15 protein-coding genes and 1 other annotated feature are annotated in these 17,803 nt (G+C 38.4%); of the genes, 1 reads left to right on the top strand and 14 read right to left on the bottom strand.

Going from position 1 to position 17,803, the window contains the following annotated elements; all coding sequences use genetic code 11:
* Positions 1-10: 10 nt before the first annotated feature.
* The 7 genes from ABC255_RS07260 to ABC255_RS07230 all read right to left on the bottom strand — a co-directional run bounded on the left by ABC255_RS07260 (position 11) and on the right by ABC255_RS07230 (position 9,361).
* Positions 11-799, bottom strand: a complete 789-nt coding sequence (locus ABC255_RS07260; RefSeq protein ID WP_412992389.1) for a hypothetical protein — start codon at positions 797-799, stop codon at positions 11-13.
* A 268-nt stretch (positions 800-1,067) separates the two neighbouring features.
* Complete coding sequence (locus ABC255_RS07255; RefSeq protein ID WP_412992387.1) at positions 1,068-2,459, bottom strand: PilX N-terminal domain-containing pilus assembly protein; 1,392 nt, start codon at positions 2,457-2,459, stop codon at positions 1,068-1,070.
* A gap of 8 nt (positions 2,460-2,467) precedes the next feature.
* Positions 2,468-2,962, bottom strand: coding sequence for a PilW family protein (locus tag ABC255_RS07250; protein ID WP_412992385.1), 495 nt, complete (start codon positions 2,960-2,962; stop codon positions 2,468-2,470).
* Positions 2,947-3,354 (bottom strand): prepilin-type N-terminal cleavage/methylation domain-containing protein, encoded by a 408-nt coding sequence (locus ABC255_RS07245; RefSeq protein WP_412992383.1) that lies wholly within the window; start codon positions 3,352-3,354, stop codon positions 2,947-2,949. Before ABC255_RS07245 ends, ABC255_RS07250 begins: the two co-directional genes overlap by 16 nt.
* A gap of 180 nt (positions 3,355-3,534) precedes the next feature.
* Positions 3,535-5,247: a sensor domain-containing diguanylate cyclase gene (locus ABC255_RS07240; protein ID WP_412992381.1), complete on the bottom strand. Its 1,713-nt coding sequence runs from the start codon at positions 5,245-5,247 to the stop codon at positions 3,535-3,537.
* 72 nt (positions 5,248-5,319) lie between these two features.
* Positions 5,320-6,642: a bifunctional folylpolyglutamate synthase/dihydrofolate synthase gene (locus ABC255_RS07235; protein WP_412992379.1), complete on the bottom strand. Its 1,323-nt coding sequence runs from the start codon at positions 6,640-6,642 to the stop codon at positions 5,320-5,322.
* Positions 6,643-6,715: 73 nt separating this feature from the next.
* Positions 6,716-9,361, bottom strand: a complete 2,646-nt coding sequence (locus ABC255_RS07230) for a valine--tRNA ligase (protein ID WP_412992377.1) — start codon at positions 9,359-9,361, stop codon at positions 6,716-6,718.
* A 65-nt stretch (positions 9,362-9,426) separates the two neighbouring features.
* Positions 9,427-9,665 (bottom strand) — a binding site (T-box leader).
* Positions 9,666-9,836: 171 nt separating this feature from the next.
* Here ABC255_RS07230 and ABC255_RS07225 point away from each other — a divergent pair.
* Positions 9,837-10,034: a hypothetical protein gene (locus ABC255_RS07225; RefSeq protein ID WP_192650043.1), complete on the top strand. Its 198-nt coding sequence runs from the start codon at positions 9,837-9,839 to the stop codon at positions 10,032-10,034.
* Positions 10,035-10,050: 16 nt separating this feature from the next.
* Here ABC255_RS07225 and ysxE read toward each other — a convergent pair whose 3' ends face one another.
* The 7 genes from ysxE to ABC255_RS07190 form a co-directional block, all read right to left on the bottom strand.
* Positions 10,051-11,088, bottom strand: a complete 1,038-nt coding sequence (gene ysxE / locus ABC255_RS07220) for a spore coat protein YsxE (protein ID WP_412992374.1) — start codon at positions 11,086-11,088, stop codon at positions 10,051-10,053.
* A gap of 84 nt (positions 11,089-11,172) precedes the next feature.
* On the bottom strand, positions 11,173-12,258 hold the full coding sequence (spoVID, locus tag ABC255_RS07215) for a stage VI sporulation protein D (protein WP_412992373.1): 1,086 nt from the start codon (positions 12,256-12,258) through the stop codon (positions 11,173-11,175).
* A gap of 463 nt (positions 12,259-12,721) precedes the next feature.
* Positions 12,722-14,008 (bottom strand): glutamate-1-semialdehyde 2,1-aminomutase, encoded by a 1,287-nt coding sequence (hemL, locus tag ABC255_RS07210; RefSeq protein ID WP_412992372.1) that lies wholly within the window; start codon positions 14,006-14,008, stop codon positions 12,722-12,724.
* A 27-nt stretch (positions 14,009-14,035) separates the two neighbouring features.
* Positions 14,036-15,016 (bottom strand): porphobilinogen synthase, encoded by a 981-nt coding sequence (gene hemB / locus ABC255_RS07205; RefSeq protein WP_412992370.1) that lies wholly within the window; start codon positions 15,014-15,016, stop codon positions 14,036-14,038.
* A 228-nt stretch (positions 15,017-15,244) separates the two neighbouring features.
* A complete protein-coding gene (locus ABC255_RS07200) occupies positions 15,245-16,021 on the bottom strand; it encodes a uroporphyrinogen-III synthase (protein WP_412992368.1) in 777 nt (258 codons plus the stop codon).
* Positions 16,015-16,953, bottom strand: a complete 939-nt coding sequence (gene hemC, locus ABC255_RS07195) for a hydroxymethylbilane synthase (RefSeq protein WP_412992366.1) — start codon at positions 16,951-16,953, stop codon at positions 16,015-16,017. The genes ABC255_RS07200 and hemC overlap by 7 nt, the downstream gene beginning before the upstream one ends.
* Before the next feature lie 9 nt (positions 16,954-16,962).
* Entirely contained in the window at positions 16,963-17,796 is an 834-nt protein-coding gene (locus tag ABC255_RS07190) for a cytochrome C assembly family protein (RefSeq protein ID WP_335536245.1), read from the bottom strand.
* Positions 17,797-17,803: the final 7 nt, after the last annotated feature.

The following is a 17,803-nucleotide window of genomic DNA, read 5'->3' as shown; positions in this document are numbered from 1 at the left end:
TTTCACCCTATCAATTTAATTTCTGTAATTCTAACTTTTTTATTGAAATCACTTCATTATGGTTATCTTCTTTTCCAACTGCTACTTCCTCGGCAAGTAAATACGACTCCAATTCCAAGTCTTCTAACAAGGAATCAGCATTTGACTTTTCACCTTTAATCTTTTCATTTGAAAACTCTGTCAGTTCATCCAACCAGCCCTCTTCCACAGTGTCTGTATGTTTTTCAAATTCCTTTTGAAGTAAAGATTCAATTTCTGATAAATAGCCACCGTCAATATTAAGCTCCTCTATTACCTCCACAACTTCTTCTTCCGCACCACGAACTTGTAAGAACGAAATATCTTCCTCATCAAACTCTGGAGCAATTTCTTTTCCCATATATGAAGGACTAGCTTGAGTTTTTAAATTTTCAGATTGACTTGGAGTTGGGGTTAATACTCCAAGTTCAATCAAATCTAAAGATTCTATATCTGAATTATCCTCAACTTTTATATTTGAAATAGGGAGACTATCCGTTTTAAAATTACCTTCTTCAAAATGGTAGTGATCTCCATTCTTGTAGAGTACTGTTGCGAAACGGTTTTCTGTAATAAAAGACGCAAAAAATGCAAGAGCCGCCATCATCAAAAACGTTAACCAAATTGGAAAGGATGCTGCGGCAGCGTTACCGACCAGCGCCAAAACAAAACCAGTTATCCCAACTATAACCTTACCTTTAAGTGTATAACTAAGCGGTATTACAGAGAAAATCAACAAAAATACAAGCATAGAACCAAATGCCCAAATAACCGTTTGCATTCTTTCACTCCCCTTTACTAATAGTTCTATCCTACTATGAATCTACATATTTAAACAAAACTTCATAATTATCACTTTATAAATATAATAAATCGACAAAATTCGTCTACTAAATATTGTATTATATTTTTCAATAGATTAAAAGAAGGTGGAAAATATTTATACACAATAATAATCCGATATAAAAACCCCATTCTTCAAACGGGATATCCAATAATTCCCAAAGAATGAGGCTTTTAAGATTAAATTTATTGAAATGCGCTTACTATTAGTTCCCTTCTCGAACTGGGTCTACCCTAAAGATGTCTTTCGTACTAAGTTCTATTGAACCATCGTCAATAAAAAAGGGAGAATTCTCATAGTCAATTCGGGCTGATTGTAATATAAATTGGTGGTTGTTACCACTAGATTTAAATTCGCTTCCAATTATAGTCCCAGCAAATGTCTGTCTTGCGTCAATCGCAGCATACGGAGCAAAGACTAATTTTGGCATAGTACTTGGCTGATTAAGTACCACTAAGCTTCCAAGAGTAATAACATGTCCTTGAATCCCATTGTCATTATTAATAGTAATATCGGCTTGTTTTGCAAAAATTGATCCAAAGATCCATCCTGAATTTAATGTAAGACCGGGTCCGTCTAAGAATAGATATAATTTGTTGATATGTTGCTGTATTTTATCCATGTTTTCTGGAAGATATTTTTTATCTGGGTCACTGAAAATATTAATTATATTTTGGTCATAATTAATTACACTACCTGTCTGAGTATTAAGTCTCTTCACGTATAATGAAAGCTTACCTGTGCCAGAAATCACAATCTTTCCATTCGTTCCAACCTCTAACATATCTAACACTATAATTCTATTTTTATTCTCAGTATTTATTGTTAATGTAGTATTAGCTGGAACTGAGATTTTATTAAAGGACTTATCTCGATCCAATGTAAGCGTATTACCTGTAAAAACTGGAGAGGATGGTGCTTCAAAAGCGGGAAACTCTGGGATATCCATTGGAATTCTAGCATTTTCATTGATTTGATCTTCACCAATAATTGTTTTACTACCAGTTATTTTAATTAAACCGTTGGAAACTACTTCTCCGTTTAGGGTAACCGGGGTGTTTTGAAATATTAATTCATTATCTGTAAATAATACAGAATCGGGAGGAAGAACAATATTACTTTTAGGCTTCCAAGTAAGATTAAAGATTGCTGAAACGGAACTCGATTTACCATTTATTACACCACTAGAAGTAATTTTATAATCTTTACTAAATGAGTTTGTAGTGTTTAGAGCCTGAATTTTTACAGTTGCAGATGGTTGATGTCCGAGGGATTTTTCAAAGGTCTCTACCCCATAGTTTTTTTCAACAAATAAATTTTCGACGCGTGAAAAGAAGTTTGGACCGCTGACTGCATTATTATATTCTGTTCTTATTAGACTGCTGAGTTCGTTTAATCGGGCATTTATACCTGATTCAGCAATATAATAAGAGGATTGGGTATCTCGTTCCCCGGTTGTCATTTTTGTATTAGATGCAGCTAGTCCCATTAGACTTACTCCCATAACAGATACTACAACTAAAACCATCATGACAGTAACCAAAGCCATTCCATGCTCATTGTTTTCAATTTTAATTTTATTTAACCGCCGAATCATACTCTCACCTATTTTCTAATGGATATTGTGGTTACTGGAAGATTAGCCACAGATATGGAAATCTGATTTACTTTTGGGAGATTTACTTTCAATTCAAAATTTTGCAGATTGGTAATGTATGGCTGACTATTTCTTTTTAAGGTATTGTTTTCATATACATATATAGTAGTAGTACCATTTTTACTGATGGTTAAACCAATGGGACTATTATTAATTTGTTCAGTGATATAACCTAGTCTATCCACACTATATTTCTTAGTACCATCATATATATCAAGCTCATCAGCACTTCTTATTTCTTTCGTAATTACTTTCATCGCTAATCTAGCATTTGTTTGATTAGCGATTTCATCCGATTGTTTTTTTGCCTGATTCTGAGCAAAAAAGTGAACCGAACTAGCCATGATCAAAATAAGTGAAAGTAAGGTAAATGCACCTAACACTTCTATTAATGTTAACCCGTTATTATTATTTAATTTAAATCTCATTATTCTTTTTTCCATGATACCAACATCTCCATTTGGGCTTCCTGTTTTGTATCTTTATTTACTTTGACTTTAAGATTCACAAGAGATGCATCAACTGTATAAGGGGTTAATTCTACTGTTACGGAATGGTTGGAGACGTTTTTTTGATAGACAACCTGGTTTGCAGTTTTAACAATTTCATTGTAAGTCGCAGGTTTAGATAGTTCATTAATAGATTTTGTAGCAGTAATAACACTATACATTTCTTCCATAGTCGTTTGCGCAATATAGGTAGCATTCATAATACTTTTCGATACATTAGTAGAACGTGAAGATTGAACAAAAAAGCTTAACAGAGAAATTATTATTATTGAAAGAATTACGATTGAAGCAAGTATCTCTATTAATGTTAACCCTTTTTCATTCATCTCTCATCACCCTATTTCTTTTTTATTATAGACTATTAAAATATATGTATTTTTTTGTATAATTTTAATAAAATATATCATTTTCAGTTTAGCATAAGATATTTACTTTTCAACAGCAAGAATTTAGTAAAAATAAAAGGGTTGAACACGGAAATACATCATGTTCAACCCTCTATATACTTATTTTACATATTCAGCAACTCGGTTTCTTCCTGCCCTCTTCGCCCCAACATATAGTGCCCTATCCGCATGTCGAACCAAAGCAAGTGGATCTTCTGCATCCTCAGGAGCAGTTGCCACTCCAATTGAAGCTGTAATTTTTACCTGATGTTGTGTAAGCTCTAAGGATTGCTGCAAGATAAATGGCCAGTTGGCAATAGATTGTCTAATCATTTCTGCAAGTTGATAGGCTTCTTCTTTATCAGACTCAGGAAGTAAAACAACAAATTCTTCCCCCCCGTATCGAGCTACGGTACCGCGTGAACCCACAATGTTACTCAACCTAGTCGCCAACTCACAAAGAATTTCATTTCCACTTTGGTGCCCATAGGTGTCATTAACATCTTTAAAATGATCAATATCTAAAATGATTAACGATAAGACCTTGCATTCAAACTGAAATAGTTTATCGAATTCGTCCGTTAATAATTTCTCAAAATAACGATAATTATATAATTTCGTTAACGCACACCTTTCGCTCTGCGTTTTTGTGAGTTCATAATGCTTTGCGTTATCAATTGCAACAGCAAAGTAGGAACAAAGAATATCCACGATCATCAACTGAGATTTTTCATATGCTCTTTTTCGCTTTGAAGCGAGTATCAATACCCCAATCACTATTTTATTTCTGACGATTGGAACGGCTAATAAACTTTCTGCATCGCCAGGGAGATAGCCCTTGGAATAGGGCTTCCATTCTTTTTTTGAATGGTATAGGCAACCTTTTCGCTTTTCCCAAACATAACCGCTTATGCCTTGATTTTTTTTGATCTTAGCAGTCTCCATAGTGATGCCAGTACCACACTGAATCCGGCGGACTAATTGAAGCTCGTCCCCACTATTAACATCAAAAATATAAGCATAGTCAACCGGCAGCATTTCACTTAACTTCTGGATAAATAGGTCAATGACTCCATCTACCTCAAGCCGTTCTGCCATTTGATGACCAATTTCTGCCGCTTTTTGTAAATATTCATTAATTTTTTCACTTGAATAATAAAGCTTAAAAATAATCGATAAACTCGCAAATGGAACAGCCACAATTAATAAAGCTAATAAGCCTTGTTGGTTATAAAACATATATAGGACAAAGCCAAGCGGCAAGGTAATAAATGTGGTGATGGTCTCAACGATGAAATCCTTCCCAAAGTAGGATTCCTTACTTTTATAAATGAAGTATAAATAAAAGGAAATAATAACTTGATTTAAAGAGTAATTTACTACTGCATATATCGCCGCAAGCCATATAGCATGTGGGTCATTTACTAAACTGGGACCAGTTTGTCCCCCAAGTGCGTAGTACACAACTCCGCTCACCAAAGATACAAGGAAAAACATAATTAAATTTAGCGGTATGCGGAAATATTGTTCCTTTTGAACGCGTAGCCTTAAGAGTAACAACACAACAGCGGCTTGGGCAAATATCATTTCTATGAACAAGCCGAAGCTTAAAAATGTTGCAAGTGAAACCCATTGGATTAGAAAGATGGGAGTATTATTAATGACCATCGGCATAAATGCCACAACGGATGTTAACGTCAAAAAAGCTAATAAATCCCACCATTGTCCTGAGAAGTGGGGAGGAAAAGCTTGATAGGTAAACCACATTCCTGCTGGTACCAACAATAACCAAACAAGAAAGATTGCTTTCTTCATTTTCAGTTGTACTGCCATTCTAATCCTCCTCCCCACTTACAATATTTTGAAATTGAGATATACTCATTTTATCAAAAATGCTTTAGCTTGTCATAGTGAAATGGTATTGTTTTTCAAAAATTCACTTAAATACGATTTAGCCTCTGAGATGAAATATAAAGAACCTGTGACAACTAGAACGGAATCTGGCTGCAGGTCTTGAACACATTTGGCAAGATGAGAATCCCAATCCTCCCCGATTCTTTTATTTTTCGAATGACTTAAAGAAAACAAATCGATGGCATCCGCTGCTCGAGGGAAATCAAACGATACAAATGAGATTTCATCAGCGACTTGATCCAATTGAGATATCATTTGGTCGAGCTTTTTATCCTTTAATGCTGCAAATACAATATGAATAGTGTTGTTAGAATAGCGATTAGAAAGTTCATGAACAAGTGCCGAAATACCTTCATCATTATGAGCGCCATCAATAATGACGAGTGGATTATTTGAGAGGATATCAAATCTTCCTGGCCAATACGCTCTCTTTAAACCTTTCCTTATTGCATTTTCTGAGATTGAAAATTCTTCGTGATGATTAATAGATTGAGCTGCCATAACGGCTAACGCTGCATTTTCTGTTTGGTGCTGGCCAATCATGCTAATTTCTAAATGTTCGAATTTAAGATTAGCACTATTTAAAGTAAACTCCTCACCAGTTTCTTGTGGACTGTGTGAAGTAATCGAGAAATCCTGATTCAATATATTTAGTGGAGCATGCTTTTTATCAGCCTGTTCTTTTATTACCTTTATGGCATCTTGATTTTTTACAGCAGTGAAAACAGGAATCTGATCTTTTATTATACCAGCTTTTTCGAATGCAATTTCTGCGTACGTGTGACCAAGGATGTTCGTATGATCAAGTCCAATGTTTGTAATAACAGAAGTTATTGGCTGAATGATATTGGTTGAATCAAATCTTCCCCCTAAGCCCACTTCATAAAGTACGATGTCAACTTGATTTATATTGGCAAAATAATAGAAAGACATCGCTGTAATCACTTCAAACTCGGTTGGACTGCCTAGTTCAGTTTGTTCTAATTCATCCGCTAAAGGACGAATCACATTGGTTAACTCAAGTATTTCTTCGTCACTGATTGGCTTCCCATTAACTGAGATACGCTCATTAAATTGTTCTATATATGGCGATGTAAATGTACCAACGGAATAACCTGCGGCTTCGAGGATATTGCGTAAGAAGGTTACTGTTGACCCTTTTCCATTTGTTCCGCCAATATGAACGGTTTTCATTTTCTTCTCTGGATGGCCAAGCTTGTCCATCATCCATTCCATTCGGGTCAGACCAGGTTTAATCCCGAGTCTTAATCGTCCATGTATCCATTCAAGGGCTTCACTATATGAGCTAAACATTTTAAGATACCCCTTTTCCTATTTCTAAAAGAAGACGAATCCCTATTGAAGGACTCGTCTCGATTTCTTTTTATTATAATCCTTTTAACTCATTTATACGAGCCTCTACTAACGCTCTTTTTTCGCGATAGTCTTGTTCCTTTGCTCGTTCTTCGGCAACAACACTCTCAGGTGCTTTTTTCATAAAGCCTTCGTTGTTTAGTTTCTTTTCTACTCTTTCTACTTCTTTTGTTAACTTATCGTATTCTTTTTCGAGTCGCGCAATTTCTTCATCAATGTTAATCAAACCTTCTAGTGGAAGATAGATTTCCAAGCCGGTAATTACAGCTGTCATTGCCTTCTCTGGGGTTTCAAGGTTTGTTCCCAATTGTAATTCTTCTGGATTACAGAATTTTTCAATATAGCCGCGGTTCTTTTCAATCGCCTTTAATACTGAATCATCCTTCGCCTTAACAAGCATTTTAATTTTCTTGCTCATTGGCGTGTTTACCTCAGCACGGATGTTACGAACGGAACGAATCATTTCCATTAACATTTTCATTTCCTGCGCAGCTTGTTCATCAGAGTAGGCTGGATTTACCTCAGGCCACTTAGCAGTTGTAATTGATTCACCACTATGTGGAAGGTTCTGCCAGATTTCCTCGGTAATGAATGGCATGAACGGATGTAACAAACGCATCGTCTGATCAAGAACATGTGCAAGAATCGAACGAGTTGTTTTCTTTGCTGATTCATCCTCACCATATAATGGAAGCTTTGCCATCTCAATGTACCAGTCACAGAAATCATCCCAGATGAAGTTGTATAATGCACGTCCTGCTTCTCCGAATTCATAACGCTTTGAAAGCTTTGTAACACTTTCAATGGTTTCATTTAATTGAGTGAGAATCCATTTATCTGCAACGGATTTTTCGCCGCTAAAATCGATTTCATCATATGTCATGCCATCCATGTTCATTAATGCAAAACGAGAGGCGTTCCAAATTTTATTTGCAAAGTTCCAAGTAGATTCGACCTTTTCAAAGCTAAAACGTAAATCCTGACCTGGAGAGCTTCCTGTTGAAAGGAAGTAACGTAAGGCATCTGCACCGTATTTGTCGATAACATCCATTGGATCAACACCATTGCCAAGGGATTTACTCATTTTTCGACCTTGTTCATCGCGAACTAGACCGTGGATGAGAACATCTTTAAATGGCCGTTCACCTGTAAATTCAAGGCTTTGGAAGATCATCCGAGAAACCCAGAAGAAGATAATATCATAACCGGTTACAAGTACATCTGTTGGGAAGAAACGCTTGAAGTCTTCTGCTTCAACATTTGGCCAACCCATTGTAGAAAACGGCCATAATGCAGAACTGAACCATGTATCCAATACGTCTTTATCCTGCTCCCAATTTTCACTATCTGCTGGCGCTTCGTGACCAACGAATATTTCACCTGTTTCTTTATGGTACCAAGCAGGAATTCGGTGACCCCACCAGAGCTGTCTTGAAATACACCAGTCGCGGATATTTTCCATCCAGTGCAGGTACGTTTTTTCAAAGCGTTCCGGAACAAAGTTAACTTTGTTTTCTTTATTTTGCAGAGCGATTGCCTCATCCGCAAGTGGCTGCATCTTAACGAACCATTGTGTTGAAAGGTAAGGCTCAACAACTGCACCGCTGCGCTCGGAATGACCAACAGAGTGTAAGTGCTCTTCAATTTTGAAAAGAACGCCTTGTTCCTGAAGGTCTTTAACAATTTGCTTACGGCATTCAAAACGGTCCATACCTTTGTACTTTCCAGCTCTGTCATTCATTGTGCCGTCTTCGTTCATTACTAAAACACGCTCAAGATTATGACGGTTGCCGATTTCAAAGTCATTTGGATCATGTGCTGGTGTAATCTTAACAGCACCAGAACCGAATTCCATATCTACATAATCATCGCCAACAATTTTGATCTTACGACCAACGATTGGAAGGATGACAGTTTTACCGATTAAATGTTTGTAACGCTCATCTTCTGGATGAACCGCAACTGCTGTATCACCCAACATTGTTTCTGGACGAGTGGTTGCTACTTCAATATGTCCTGAACCGTCTGCTAACGGATATTTCATGTGATAAAATGCACCTTGAACATCCTTGTAAATAACCTCGATATCAGATAATGCTGTCTTTGTAGATGGATCCCAGTTGATGATGTACTCGCCGCGGTAAATAAGACCTTTGTTATAAAGAGTAACAAAAACTTCACGTACCGCTGCGGATAGACCTTCATCTAGTGTGAAACGTTCACGGCTGTAATCTAATCCTAAACCTAACTTTGACCACTGCTGGCGGATATGAGAAGCGTATTCTTCCTTCCACTTCCATGTTTCCTCAACGAACTTTTCACGGCCTAAATCATAACGGCTTTTGCCTTCGCTGCGAAGTTTTTCTTCAACTTTTGCTTGCGTTGCGATACCAGCGTGGTCCATTCCTGGAAGCCAGAGAACATCATAGCCCTGCATCCGCTTCATGCGTGTAACGATATCTTGCAATGTTGTATCCCAAGCATGCCCTAAGTGCAGCTTTCCAGTAACGTTAGGCGGCGGGATTACGATTGTATAAGGCTGCTTGCCCTCATCATTCTGTGCTTCAAAAAACTTTCCTTTCAGCCACCAATCATATCTTCCTTGCTCAATCGACTGTGGATCATACTTAGTCGGCATGGTAATTTCCTTTGTCTCCATTTGACCATCTCCTTTATTTCTCTTTCTTTTAAGTAACTAGACAAACAAAAAACCCCATTCGTCAATAAAAGGACGAATGGAGTTTGTTTCGCGGTACCACCTTTTTTCCAATCCTACAGAAATGGATTGGCGCTTAAATAGATAACGGATTTGATCCGTCTTCAACTAATGGGATGTTAAATCTCCGTTCGCTGAAGAAGCTCAAGGGTGACCTTCCGAGTGTCTGCTTAGGAAACCTTCCAGCTAATAGCTTCCCTCTCTTAAAGCAGGTGTACATCGTACTCTTCCCTGTCTATGCTTGTGTGTTATTAATCATATTGTTTATACTACCCAAAAAGTGTTCTAGTCGTCAATAATGATAGCCAATTTTTTTATATTATATACCATTTTGTAAAAAACGTTAAGAATTTAGGGGAATTCACTATGTAAGAAGAATATACATAAAAGAAATGCCATTTTGGAGAGGAAGTATGAAATGAAGCGGAGGAAATTTATCACCAAATACTCCTACACTCCCTGGTATCGAACGACTAGGAGAGTATGCGAGCAGTTGATTCTGCCGTTTACGATTTTTCAATTAATCCGAACACTTTTTATTCCCACTGTGTTTGATGTACTTTTGCTAACTGTGTTTATTGCCATTGCGGTATCAATTTATTTTGAAATTGTTTAGAGCCCATTTAGCATGATTACTGCTGCTGGGCTCCTTCTTTTGCCTGCTTCTCTTGTTCATCAATTTCAGTCATTCTCATTACAACATATTCTGAATTCTTCAGATGCCAGTATTTCCGCTGCAGCATTCGGACAAACTTCAGCTCATTTTTTGGCTGTTCTTTTTTATAATACTTTTCGGCCACCTGAATGATTGGAATCGGATAAGCTAAATAACTAAAGAATAGCAATTTTTCATCTGCCTTAAAGGGAAAAAATTTATAGTAATGATAAACCCACTCCACCGCTTCGTCATTTCTTGTTGGCTGGGTATTAAAGGAACGGGATAAGTATGGCAATAAATCATGAATCGGTGAGCCATAGCGGGCATTTTCAAAGTTAATAAAATAGCCGTACCCTTTTTCGTCGTAAAGAAAATGCTCGGATGATATTTTTCCATGCGTTATCACCATTCGTGCTTTTTCTTCTTCCTTTGTTTTTTCATACCATTCTTCGAATTTAGTTTTAGAAAAGCGAAGTGCCTGACTTATTTCGTTATAGTATAGGCAAAACACCAATTCAAATGGGGACATATAGGTCTTTTTTTCACATTCATCGATAAAGCCATCCAGAAATTCCTGATTCTTATCGAGCACCTCAATCGTTTTTTCGTAATGCTCTGTCCGCTCCTCCTTATTCACCTTAATGTCCTTAGCAGAGAGTGTGTGCAGCCTTGCCAACTCACGAAAAAGCTGCTGGTGTTTCTGTGTCCGGTCTTCCTTTATTTCATTCGACATCCAAGGCATTAAGTAATATAAGGCTTTATCATGGAGAACAGCATACCTTCCGTCCATCGTCGGATAGATAGGGACAATTCGATTGTATCCTTTTTGGTATAGAAGATGAACATGGCGAATAAAATCTGTACCATTTGTCGGGTCAATTTTCTTCAATGCAAAGGTCCCTTTATCTGAATAGATTTTTTTAATATTGCCGTGTTCCTCAACAAAATAAGGCTTTATTTGGTAGTTATTTAATATCGGTATCAGCGAGTCTACCTGATTTGTGTCGCGCATAGACCATTCATCTGCCTTTCAGCCAGGGCAAAATCCTTAAAAAGATGGGAGCAGGTTAATAACCCGCTCACCATGTATTTATTATTATTTTTTTGCTAGTGCGACCGGTACATATAATACTTGACCCTCAAATACATCTTGATTGAGTTCAAGATTATTGTAACGCAGCAGATTGGGGACTGATACCGCATAACGGTCGGCAAGACTATCTAGCGTGTCGCCCTTTTGGACAATGCAAACTTTTAATCTAGCTTGATCTGAAGCTTCTTCTTTGCGGGCAAAGAACTCCGTTAATGTCATTGTTTTCTTCTTTGATGGTTTCTTTTTGGCTTGTTTAGGTGGTGCTTCTGGGGAAGAAGAGCTCTCCTCAAGGACTGGTTCTTTTGCTGGTGCTGGCTCTTCTACCTCCTGTGCCGGAGCTTCCTCGACGATTTCTTCTATCTCTTGAACGGGCTCACTTGCTTCACTTCTGGCATGTTCAAAAACAACAGGCTGTGTTGGCTGCTCGGGCTCTCCCTCATCTTCAGGCTCTTGATACGAGAATGTTGGGAATTTCGGAAAAGCTTCAACCTTTTCCTCTTCTGGCAGTTTCCTTGCTTCAGCCTCAAACAAGAAAGTATCCTCAAATTGATTCTCTTCTTGTTCCGCTTCTTCTTGTTCTTGTGCACTTGGAACTTCTACCTGATAACGATGGAGTACTTCATACTCCTCTTCTTGTTCCTCAGTTTCTTCTTGTTGTGTTGAATCATACAAGCCGCTGATGGTTAATTCTGCGGACAGTTTCAGACAACTGCGCTCCGGAATGGAATAATCAAATGACTCCACAATTACATCGATATCATAGATGCTTTGAATTCGATTGTTTGGAATGGTAATATCGACAGGAAAACGGTGTGAAAATTCACAAATGCCTTCTTCTTGTGGATCCACTCTTTCCACATACTTTTGGTTAGGTACATTTTCTTCCTCTTCCACTGCACTTTCATTGTCATTTCTATATTCGCCAGTTAACTCTAGCGAACCACGTATGGTTACGTATTGATCATTTTCCTGGATGGTAATATCAGGGTCTAGAGAAATCGACACAAGTTCAGCCACTTCCTGTCCTTTTCTAAACCACAATGACTCCTCCAAGGAAAATCGCAGGCACGATTGATTCTCCTGAGACAAAGCGACTCCTCCTTTCGTTTCCTTTTAAGCAAAATCACTATGTCACTTACACTCTATGAACCAATGTATTTAAATATGATAAAAAAGCCTTCTTTACAATAAAAAACACCCACCAATCGATTTTTGAGAAAATGTCTTTCCTTAATCGGGTAACCAGCAAAAGTAAATTAAGCGGAGATTTTCCGGTTAAATGCAGAATGGTGCTCGTATCGGGGTATATAGGCGGAGTTTTTCCGCTTATGCAAAGCAAAATCTCCCATTTTCAAATTTTTCGGGCCAATAGGCGGAATCTCTCCGTCTATATAAGCTGTTTTTAGTGATAATTAATAATTAAGCGGAATTACTCCGCCTATTTATTAGCTCGGATGCTTAACCTAATCCTCAACCGGTAAGTAAACAATACAGAAATAGACGTATGCCCATTGCATACGTCCAATCTTGTGTCTTTTTATAGAAAAAAGTATTATTTTAGTTTTGAAAAAGCAATTTCCACTGCTTTGATTGTCTTTTCGATATCTTCATCAGTATGAGCTGTCGACAAGAACAATCCTTCGAATTGAGATGGCGGCAGGAATACGCCTTGTTCTGCCATTTCACGATAGTAAGCAGCAAAATATTCTAGGTTAGAGGATTTTGCTGTTTCATAGTTGATGACAGGTTCATTGGTGAAGAAGAAACCAATCATAGAACCAGCACGGTTAAAGGTAACAGGAATATCATATTTTTTAGCCGCTGCGGTAATTCCTTTTTCAAGTAAATCTCCCAAGCGCTTGAACTCTTCGTAGTGCTCAGGCGTTAATTGAGTTAATGTTTCATAACCAGCCGTCATCGCTAGCGGGTTTCCTGAAAGTGTTCCTGCTTGATAAATTGGTCCTGCTGGAGCGATTTGACGCATGATTTCAGCTTTACCACCGTAAGCGCCAACTGGCAGACCACCGCCAATTACTTTTCCAAGACAAGTGATATCAGGCGTGATATTAAAATGGCCTTGGGCACAATTGTAGCCGACACGGAAGCCAGTCATAACTTCATCAAAAATCAACAATGCTTCTTTTTCAGTAGTAATCTCACGAAGACCTTCTAAGAATCCTGGAAGCGGCGGCACAAGCCCCATATTACCAGCAACAGGTTCAACGATAATACAAGCAATATCATCACCGAACTGCTCAAACGCATATTTAACGCCCTCAAGGTCATTGTATGCAACAGTAATCGTGTTCTTAGCTACTCCTTCAGGTACACCTGGGCTGTCTGGTAATCCGAGTGTAGCAACCCCAGAACCGGCTTTAATCAAGAGTGAATCACCATGTCCATGGTAACAGCCTTCAAATTTTAATATCTTGTTACGGCCTGTGTAGCCGCGCGCTAAGCGGAGTGCACTCATCGTCGCTTCTGTTCCGGATGAAACCATCCTCACCACTTCAATCGATGGCACACGTTCAATGACAAGCTTCGCTAGTTCATTCTCCATTAACGTCGGTGCACCATAGCTTGTACCAAGCTCTGCCACCTTTTTAATTCCTTCAACCACTCTGTCATTTGTATGGCCTAGGATTAGCGGTCCCCAAGATAATACGTAATCGATATATTCATTGCCATCGATATCATAGATTTTTGAACCTTTTCCTCTTTCCATGAAAATCGGATCCATATTTACAGATTTAAACGCACGTACCGGGCTGTTAACGCCGCCTGGCATCAAGTTTTGAGCTTCTTTAAATGCTTCTACTGACTTTGTATATGAGCGCATTTTTGAGTTCCTCTTTTCGAGTTGTAATTATTGGTCTTCTTTTAACCAGCGGCATGCATCTTTAGCTGCATATGTAATAATAAGGTCTGCACCTGCACGTTTGAATGCAATTAACATTTCCATTACGGTCTGTTTCTCGTCAACCCAGCCGTTTGCAGCAGCAGCTTTGATCATCGAATATTCACCGCTGACGTTATAAGCAACAACAGGAAGATTAAAGTTATTTTTAACATCACGAACGATATCAAGGTAAGGCATTCCCGGTTTCACAATTAGGAAATCTGCACCTTCTGCTACATCGGATTCTGCTTCCCTAAATGCTTCCATTCGGTTGGCAGGGTCCATTTGATAAGTTTTACGATCCCCGAACTGTGGTGCGCCTTCAGCTGCTTCACGGAAAGGTCCGTAAAATGCAGAAGCATATTTAACAGCATAAGACATAATTGGAATATCTTTAAATCCAGCTTCATCCAAACCAGCACGAATCGCTGTCACAAAACCATCCATCATATTTGATGGAGCAATGATATCGGCACCTGCTTCAGCTTGAGCGATAGCTGTTTTTACAAGTAATTCAAGAGATTCGTCGTTTAAGATTTTATCGCCTTCAACCATTCCACAGTGCCCGTGGCTTGTATATTCGCACAAGCACGTATCGGCAACAATAATTATTTCTGGATAATGTTCTTTAATCCATCTGGTTGCAACTTGGATAATGCCATGGTCGTGGAATGCTTGTGTACCGCACTCGTCTTTTGTAGTCGGAATTCCAAATAATAGAACGGACTTAATGCCGTGTGCAACGATATCATCCATTTCAGCTTTTAGGTTATCCATTGATACTTGGAATACACCAGGCATGGAAGATACTTCTCTGCGAATGTTTTCACCTTCATAGATGAATAACGGATAGATGAAGTCGTCTGGTGTTAGGTGGTTTTCTCTAACGAGTGCACGCATATTAGCACTTGTACGTAATCGGCGATGACGTGAAAATTGAAGTTCCATTTATATATACCCCCAAAATGTTTATTATTAGGCTGTGAAAAGAAGTCTGTTGATTTCCACTCCAGGCACTTCGCTTTCCGCGGGCGGTACGGGGAGCCTCCTCGGCGCTTAAGCGCCTGTGGGGTCTCCCCTGCCCCGTCCTCCCGCAGGAGTCTTCGTGCCTTCCGTTCCAATCAACAGACGTGCCAAAATAATTATTTGCTTACACAGCCTCAACCTAAAAAGATTTTAATTTTTTAGTATAAAATCTATGGTGCCTTTAATCATATCTTTAACCGTATACTCCTCTGGAGAAACGTGAACGGGCAGTCCATAGGCGAGTATTCTCTTCTCTGTAACTGGACCGATACAGCTAATTACACATCTTTTAATATGACTCTCGAGGTTATACTCCTTCACAACACTTATAAAGTGATTAACTGTCGAAGGACTCGTGAACATTAAGATATCAAGTTCATCATTAGAAAGCATTTTAGCGAGTTTCTCACGACTCTCATTCGGCATGTAAGTCTCGTATATAACGATTTCATCTACATGTACACCATGGTTACTAAGAGAAGTAGAGATATATTCCCTGGCTAGATTACCCTTTGGAATTAGTAGTTTCGAACCACTTGGCACTATAGGCAAGAACTCATCCGTAAACACCTCGGTCACATAGGCAGATGGTACAAACTCTGCTTTATATCCTCTTTCCTGCAATACCTCTTCCGTTTTCCTGCCGATCACAGCAATCTTTGGAAATGAGTTATGGTTGTTATTTTTATAAAAAGAAAAGAACGTTTCCACAGTAACATTGCTAGTAAAAACAATCCAGTCATATGTATTAATCTCATTCATAGCAGTTTGCAGCTGCGTTGTGAGTTTAATTGGCCGAAATGCAATAAGAGGGATTTCGATTGAAATCCCTCCATACTTTTCGACAAGTTGTGAAAAGGATTTTGCCTGACCTGCGCCACGTGGCACCAGGACCTTTTTGTCTTTCAAACCTAATGGTTTTAGCATTGACCTTCGAGCTCCCGTTTAACCTTCTCAATCAGGTCTTTAGCTCCTCTTTCAATTAATAGGTCTGCAGCTTGATTACCAAGCTCTTCTGGGTTAGTGCCCCTTAGTTCCTCTTTGAAGATTTCTTGACCTTCAGGAGAAGCTACTAAAACAGTAAGGACGATTTCATCATTTTCAGCTATATAGGCAAAACCAGCAATCGGCACCTGGCAGCCGCCTTCCATTTTTTGAAGGAAAGCACGTTCTGCTCGAACTGCACGTTCTGTTTTCTTACATGTGAATTTTTCAAAAAGTTCAAGAAGTTCTTTATCATCCTCACGGCACTCGATGGATAATGCACCTTGACCAACAGCTGGAACACAAATATCTGCATCGATAAATTCTGTTACCGTTTCAGAAGTCCAACCAAGACGGGAAAGTCCTGCTGCAGCTAGGATAATAGCGTCATATTCTTCGTCTTGCAGCTTTTGTAATCGTGTATCAACATTTCCACGGATCCATTTAATTTCTAAATCTGGGCGCTGTGCTAAAATCTGAGCGCTGCGGCGAAGACTGCTCGTGCCAATAATCGCCCCTGGCTTCAAGTCTTTTAGCTTAATATGATCTCTTGAAATCAATGCATCACGGTGGTCCTCACGGAAAGGTATGCAGCCGATTGTTAGACCTTCAGGTAGAACAGCTGGCATGTCCTTCATACTATGAACAGCCATATCAATCTCTTTATCCATCATGGCTTGTTCGATTTCCTTAACAAATAATCCTTTTCCGCCTACTTTTGAAAGCGTAACATCAAGGATTTTGTCCCCTTTTGTAACAATTTCTTTTACTTCAAATTCAAAGTTGCCGCCAAGCTTCTTAAGCTGTTCAATTACCCAATTTGTTTGTGTTAGAGCCAATTTGCTGCGTCTAGAACCTACGATAATTTTTCTCATGACTGCCTCCTATGAGTACCAAAAGTGAAATGATGATAATTGACCAAATAGAAAAAAGTTAATTAATACAATTAAAAATGAACCGACGTTCCAAAAGGCTAGTTGCCTGCCTGACATATTTTTAACGATACGAAGGTACAAATAGATACTGTATCCGGTTAATAGAATAAATGAACCAATAATTTTCATATCGTACCATGGCATACCCGGAACCTTTAAAAAAGCCCATTGTAATCCCAGAATTAGACTTAATAACAGCATGGGAACCCCAATTACTACTAATATATAAGAGGAACGTTCCAGCTTACTTAAATCTGCAAGTCTCAAAAGCCTTGTACCCCACTTCTTCCTTTTCAATAAATCATATTGAATCAGATAGAGAAGTGAAAGCACAAAAGACAAGGAGAAGGCTCCATAAGATAGAATGGCCATTGTGATATGTATAAGCAAAAGTTCAGACATTAGCTGATTACTTATGACATGTGATTCATGATTAATCGGAGCAAACGTATGAATCGCGATGACAATAAAACCAAGTATATTTGTAAAAAAAACGATGAAATCGACCTTTAGAAGACGGTTGATTCCAAGTGATAAAGTTACCAATACCCAGGCATAAAAATAAAGTCCCTCAAAGATTGTTAGTGCAGGAAATCGTCCTGTTTTTATCATATAGGAAGTTAAAAAAGCTGTTTGTAAAACCCATACAAACGCAAGTAACCAGAAGGCGATACGGTTTGCCTTCCGGTTATGATGTAGAAAATCAAAAAAATATAACAACACACTGAAGGCATATAGGACTACAGTCAATTCGTGCAGCCGCGTCATATGGAAGTCAAACATATTTGCG

Source organism: Neobacillus canaveralius, from assembly GCF_047237705.1.
In the GTDB taxonomy this organism is placed as follows: Bacteria; Bacillota; Bacilli; order Bacillales; family Cytobacillaceae; genus Neobacillus; species Neobacillus niacini_K.
This window is presented reverse-complemented; position numbering and strand designations above follow the sequence as displayed.

What these genes read in the sequence shown, in the direction of transcription:
- ABC255_RS07260 (WP_412992389.1), bottom strand. Translation starts at nt 799, where the DNA reads ATGCAAACGGTTATTTGGGCATTTGGTTCTATGCTTGTATTTTTGTTG.
- ABC255_RS07240 (WP_412992381.1), bottom strand. Translation starts at nt 5,247, where the DNA reads ATGGCAGTACAACTGAAAATGAAGAAAGCAATCTTTCTTGTTTGGTTA.
- hemC (WP_412992366.1), bottom strand. Translation starts at nt 16,953, where the DNA reads ATGAGAAAAATTATCGTAGGTTCTAGACGCAGCAAATTGGCTCTAACA.
- ABC255_RS07235 (WP_412992379.1), bottom strand. Translation starts at nt 6,642, where the DNA reads ATGTTTAGCTCATATAGTGAAGCCCTTGAATGGATACATGGACGATTA.
- ABC255_RS07225 (WP_192650043.1), top strand. Translation starts at nt 9,837, where the DNA reads ATGAAGCGGAGGAAATTTATCACCAAATACTCCTACACTCCCTGGTAT.
- ABC255_RS07190 (WP_335536245.1), bottom strand. Translation starts at nt 17,796, where the DNA reads ATGTTTGACTTCCATATGACGCGGCTGCACGAATTGACTGTAGTCCTA.
- ysxE (WP_412992374.1), bottom strand. Translation starts at nt 11,088, where the DNA reads ATGCGCGACACAAATCAGGTAGACTCGCTGATACCGATATTAAATAAC.
- ABC255_RS07245 (WP_412992383.1), bottom strand. Translation starts at nt 3,354, where the DNA reads ATGAATGAAAAAGGGTTAACATTAATAGAGATACTTGCTTCAATCGTA.
- ABC255_RS07250 (WP_412992385.1), bottom strand. Translation starts at nt 2,962, where the DNA reads ATGGAAAAAAGAATAATGAGATTTAAATTAAATAATAATAACGGGTTA.
- ABC255_RS07230 (WP_412992377.1), bottom strand. Translation starts at nt 9,361, where the DNA reads ATGGAGACAAAGGAAATTACCATGCCGACTAAGTATGATCCACAGTCG.
- ABC255_RS07255 (WP_412992387.1), bottom strand. Translation starts at nt 2,459, where the DNA reads ATGATTCGGCGGTTAAATAAAATTAAAATTGAAAACAATGAGCATGGA.
- hemB (WP_412992370.1), bottom strand. Translation starts at nt 15,016, where the DNA reads ATGGAACTTCAATTTTCACGTCATCGCCGATTACGTACAAGTGCTAAT.
- hemL (WP_412992372.1), bottom strand. Translation starts at nt 14,008, where the DNA reads ATGCGCTCATATACAAAGTCAGTAGAAGCATTTAAAGAAGCTCAAAAC.
- ABC255_RS07200 (WP_412992368.1), bottom strand. Translation starts at nt 16,021, where the DNA reads ATGCTAAAACCATTAGGTTTGAAAGACAAAAAGGTCCTGGTGCCACGT.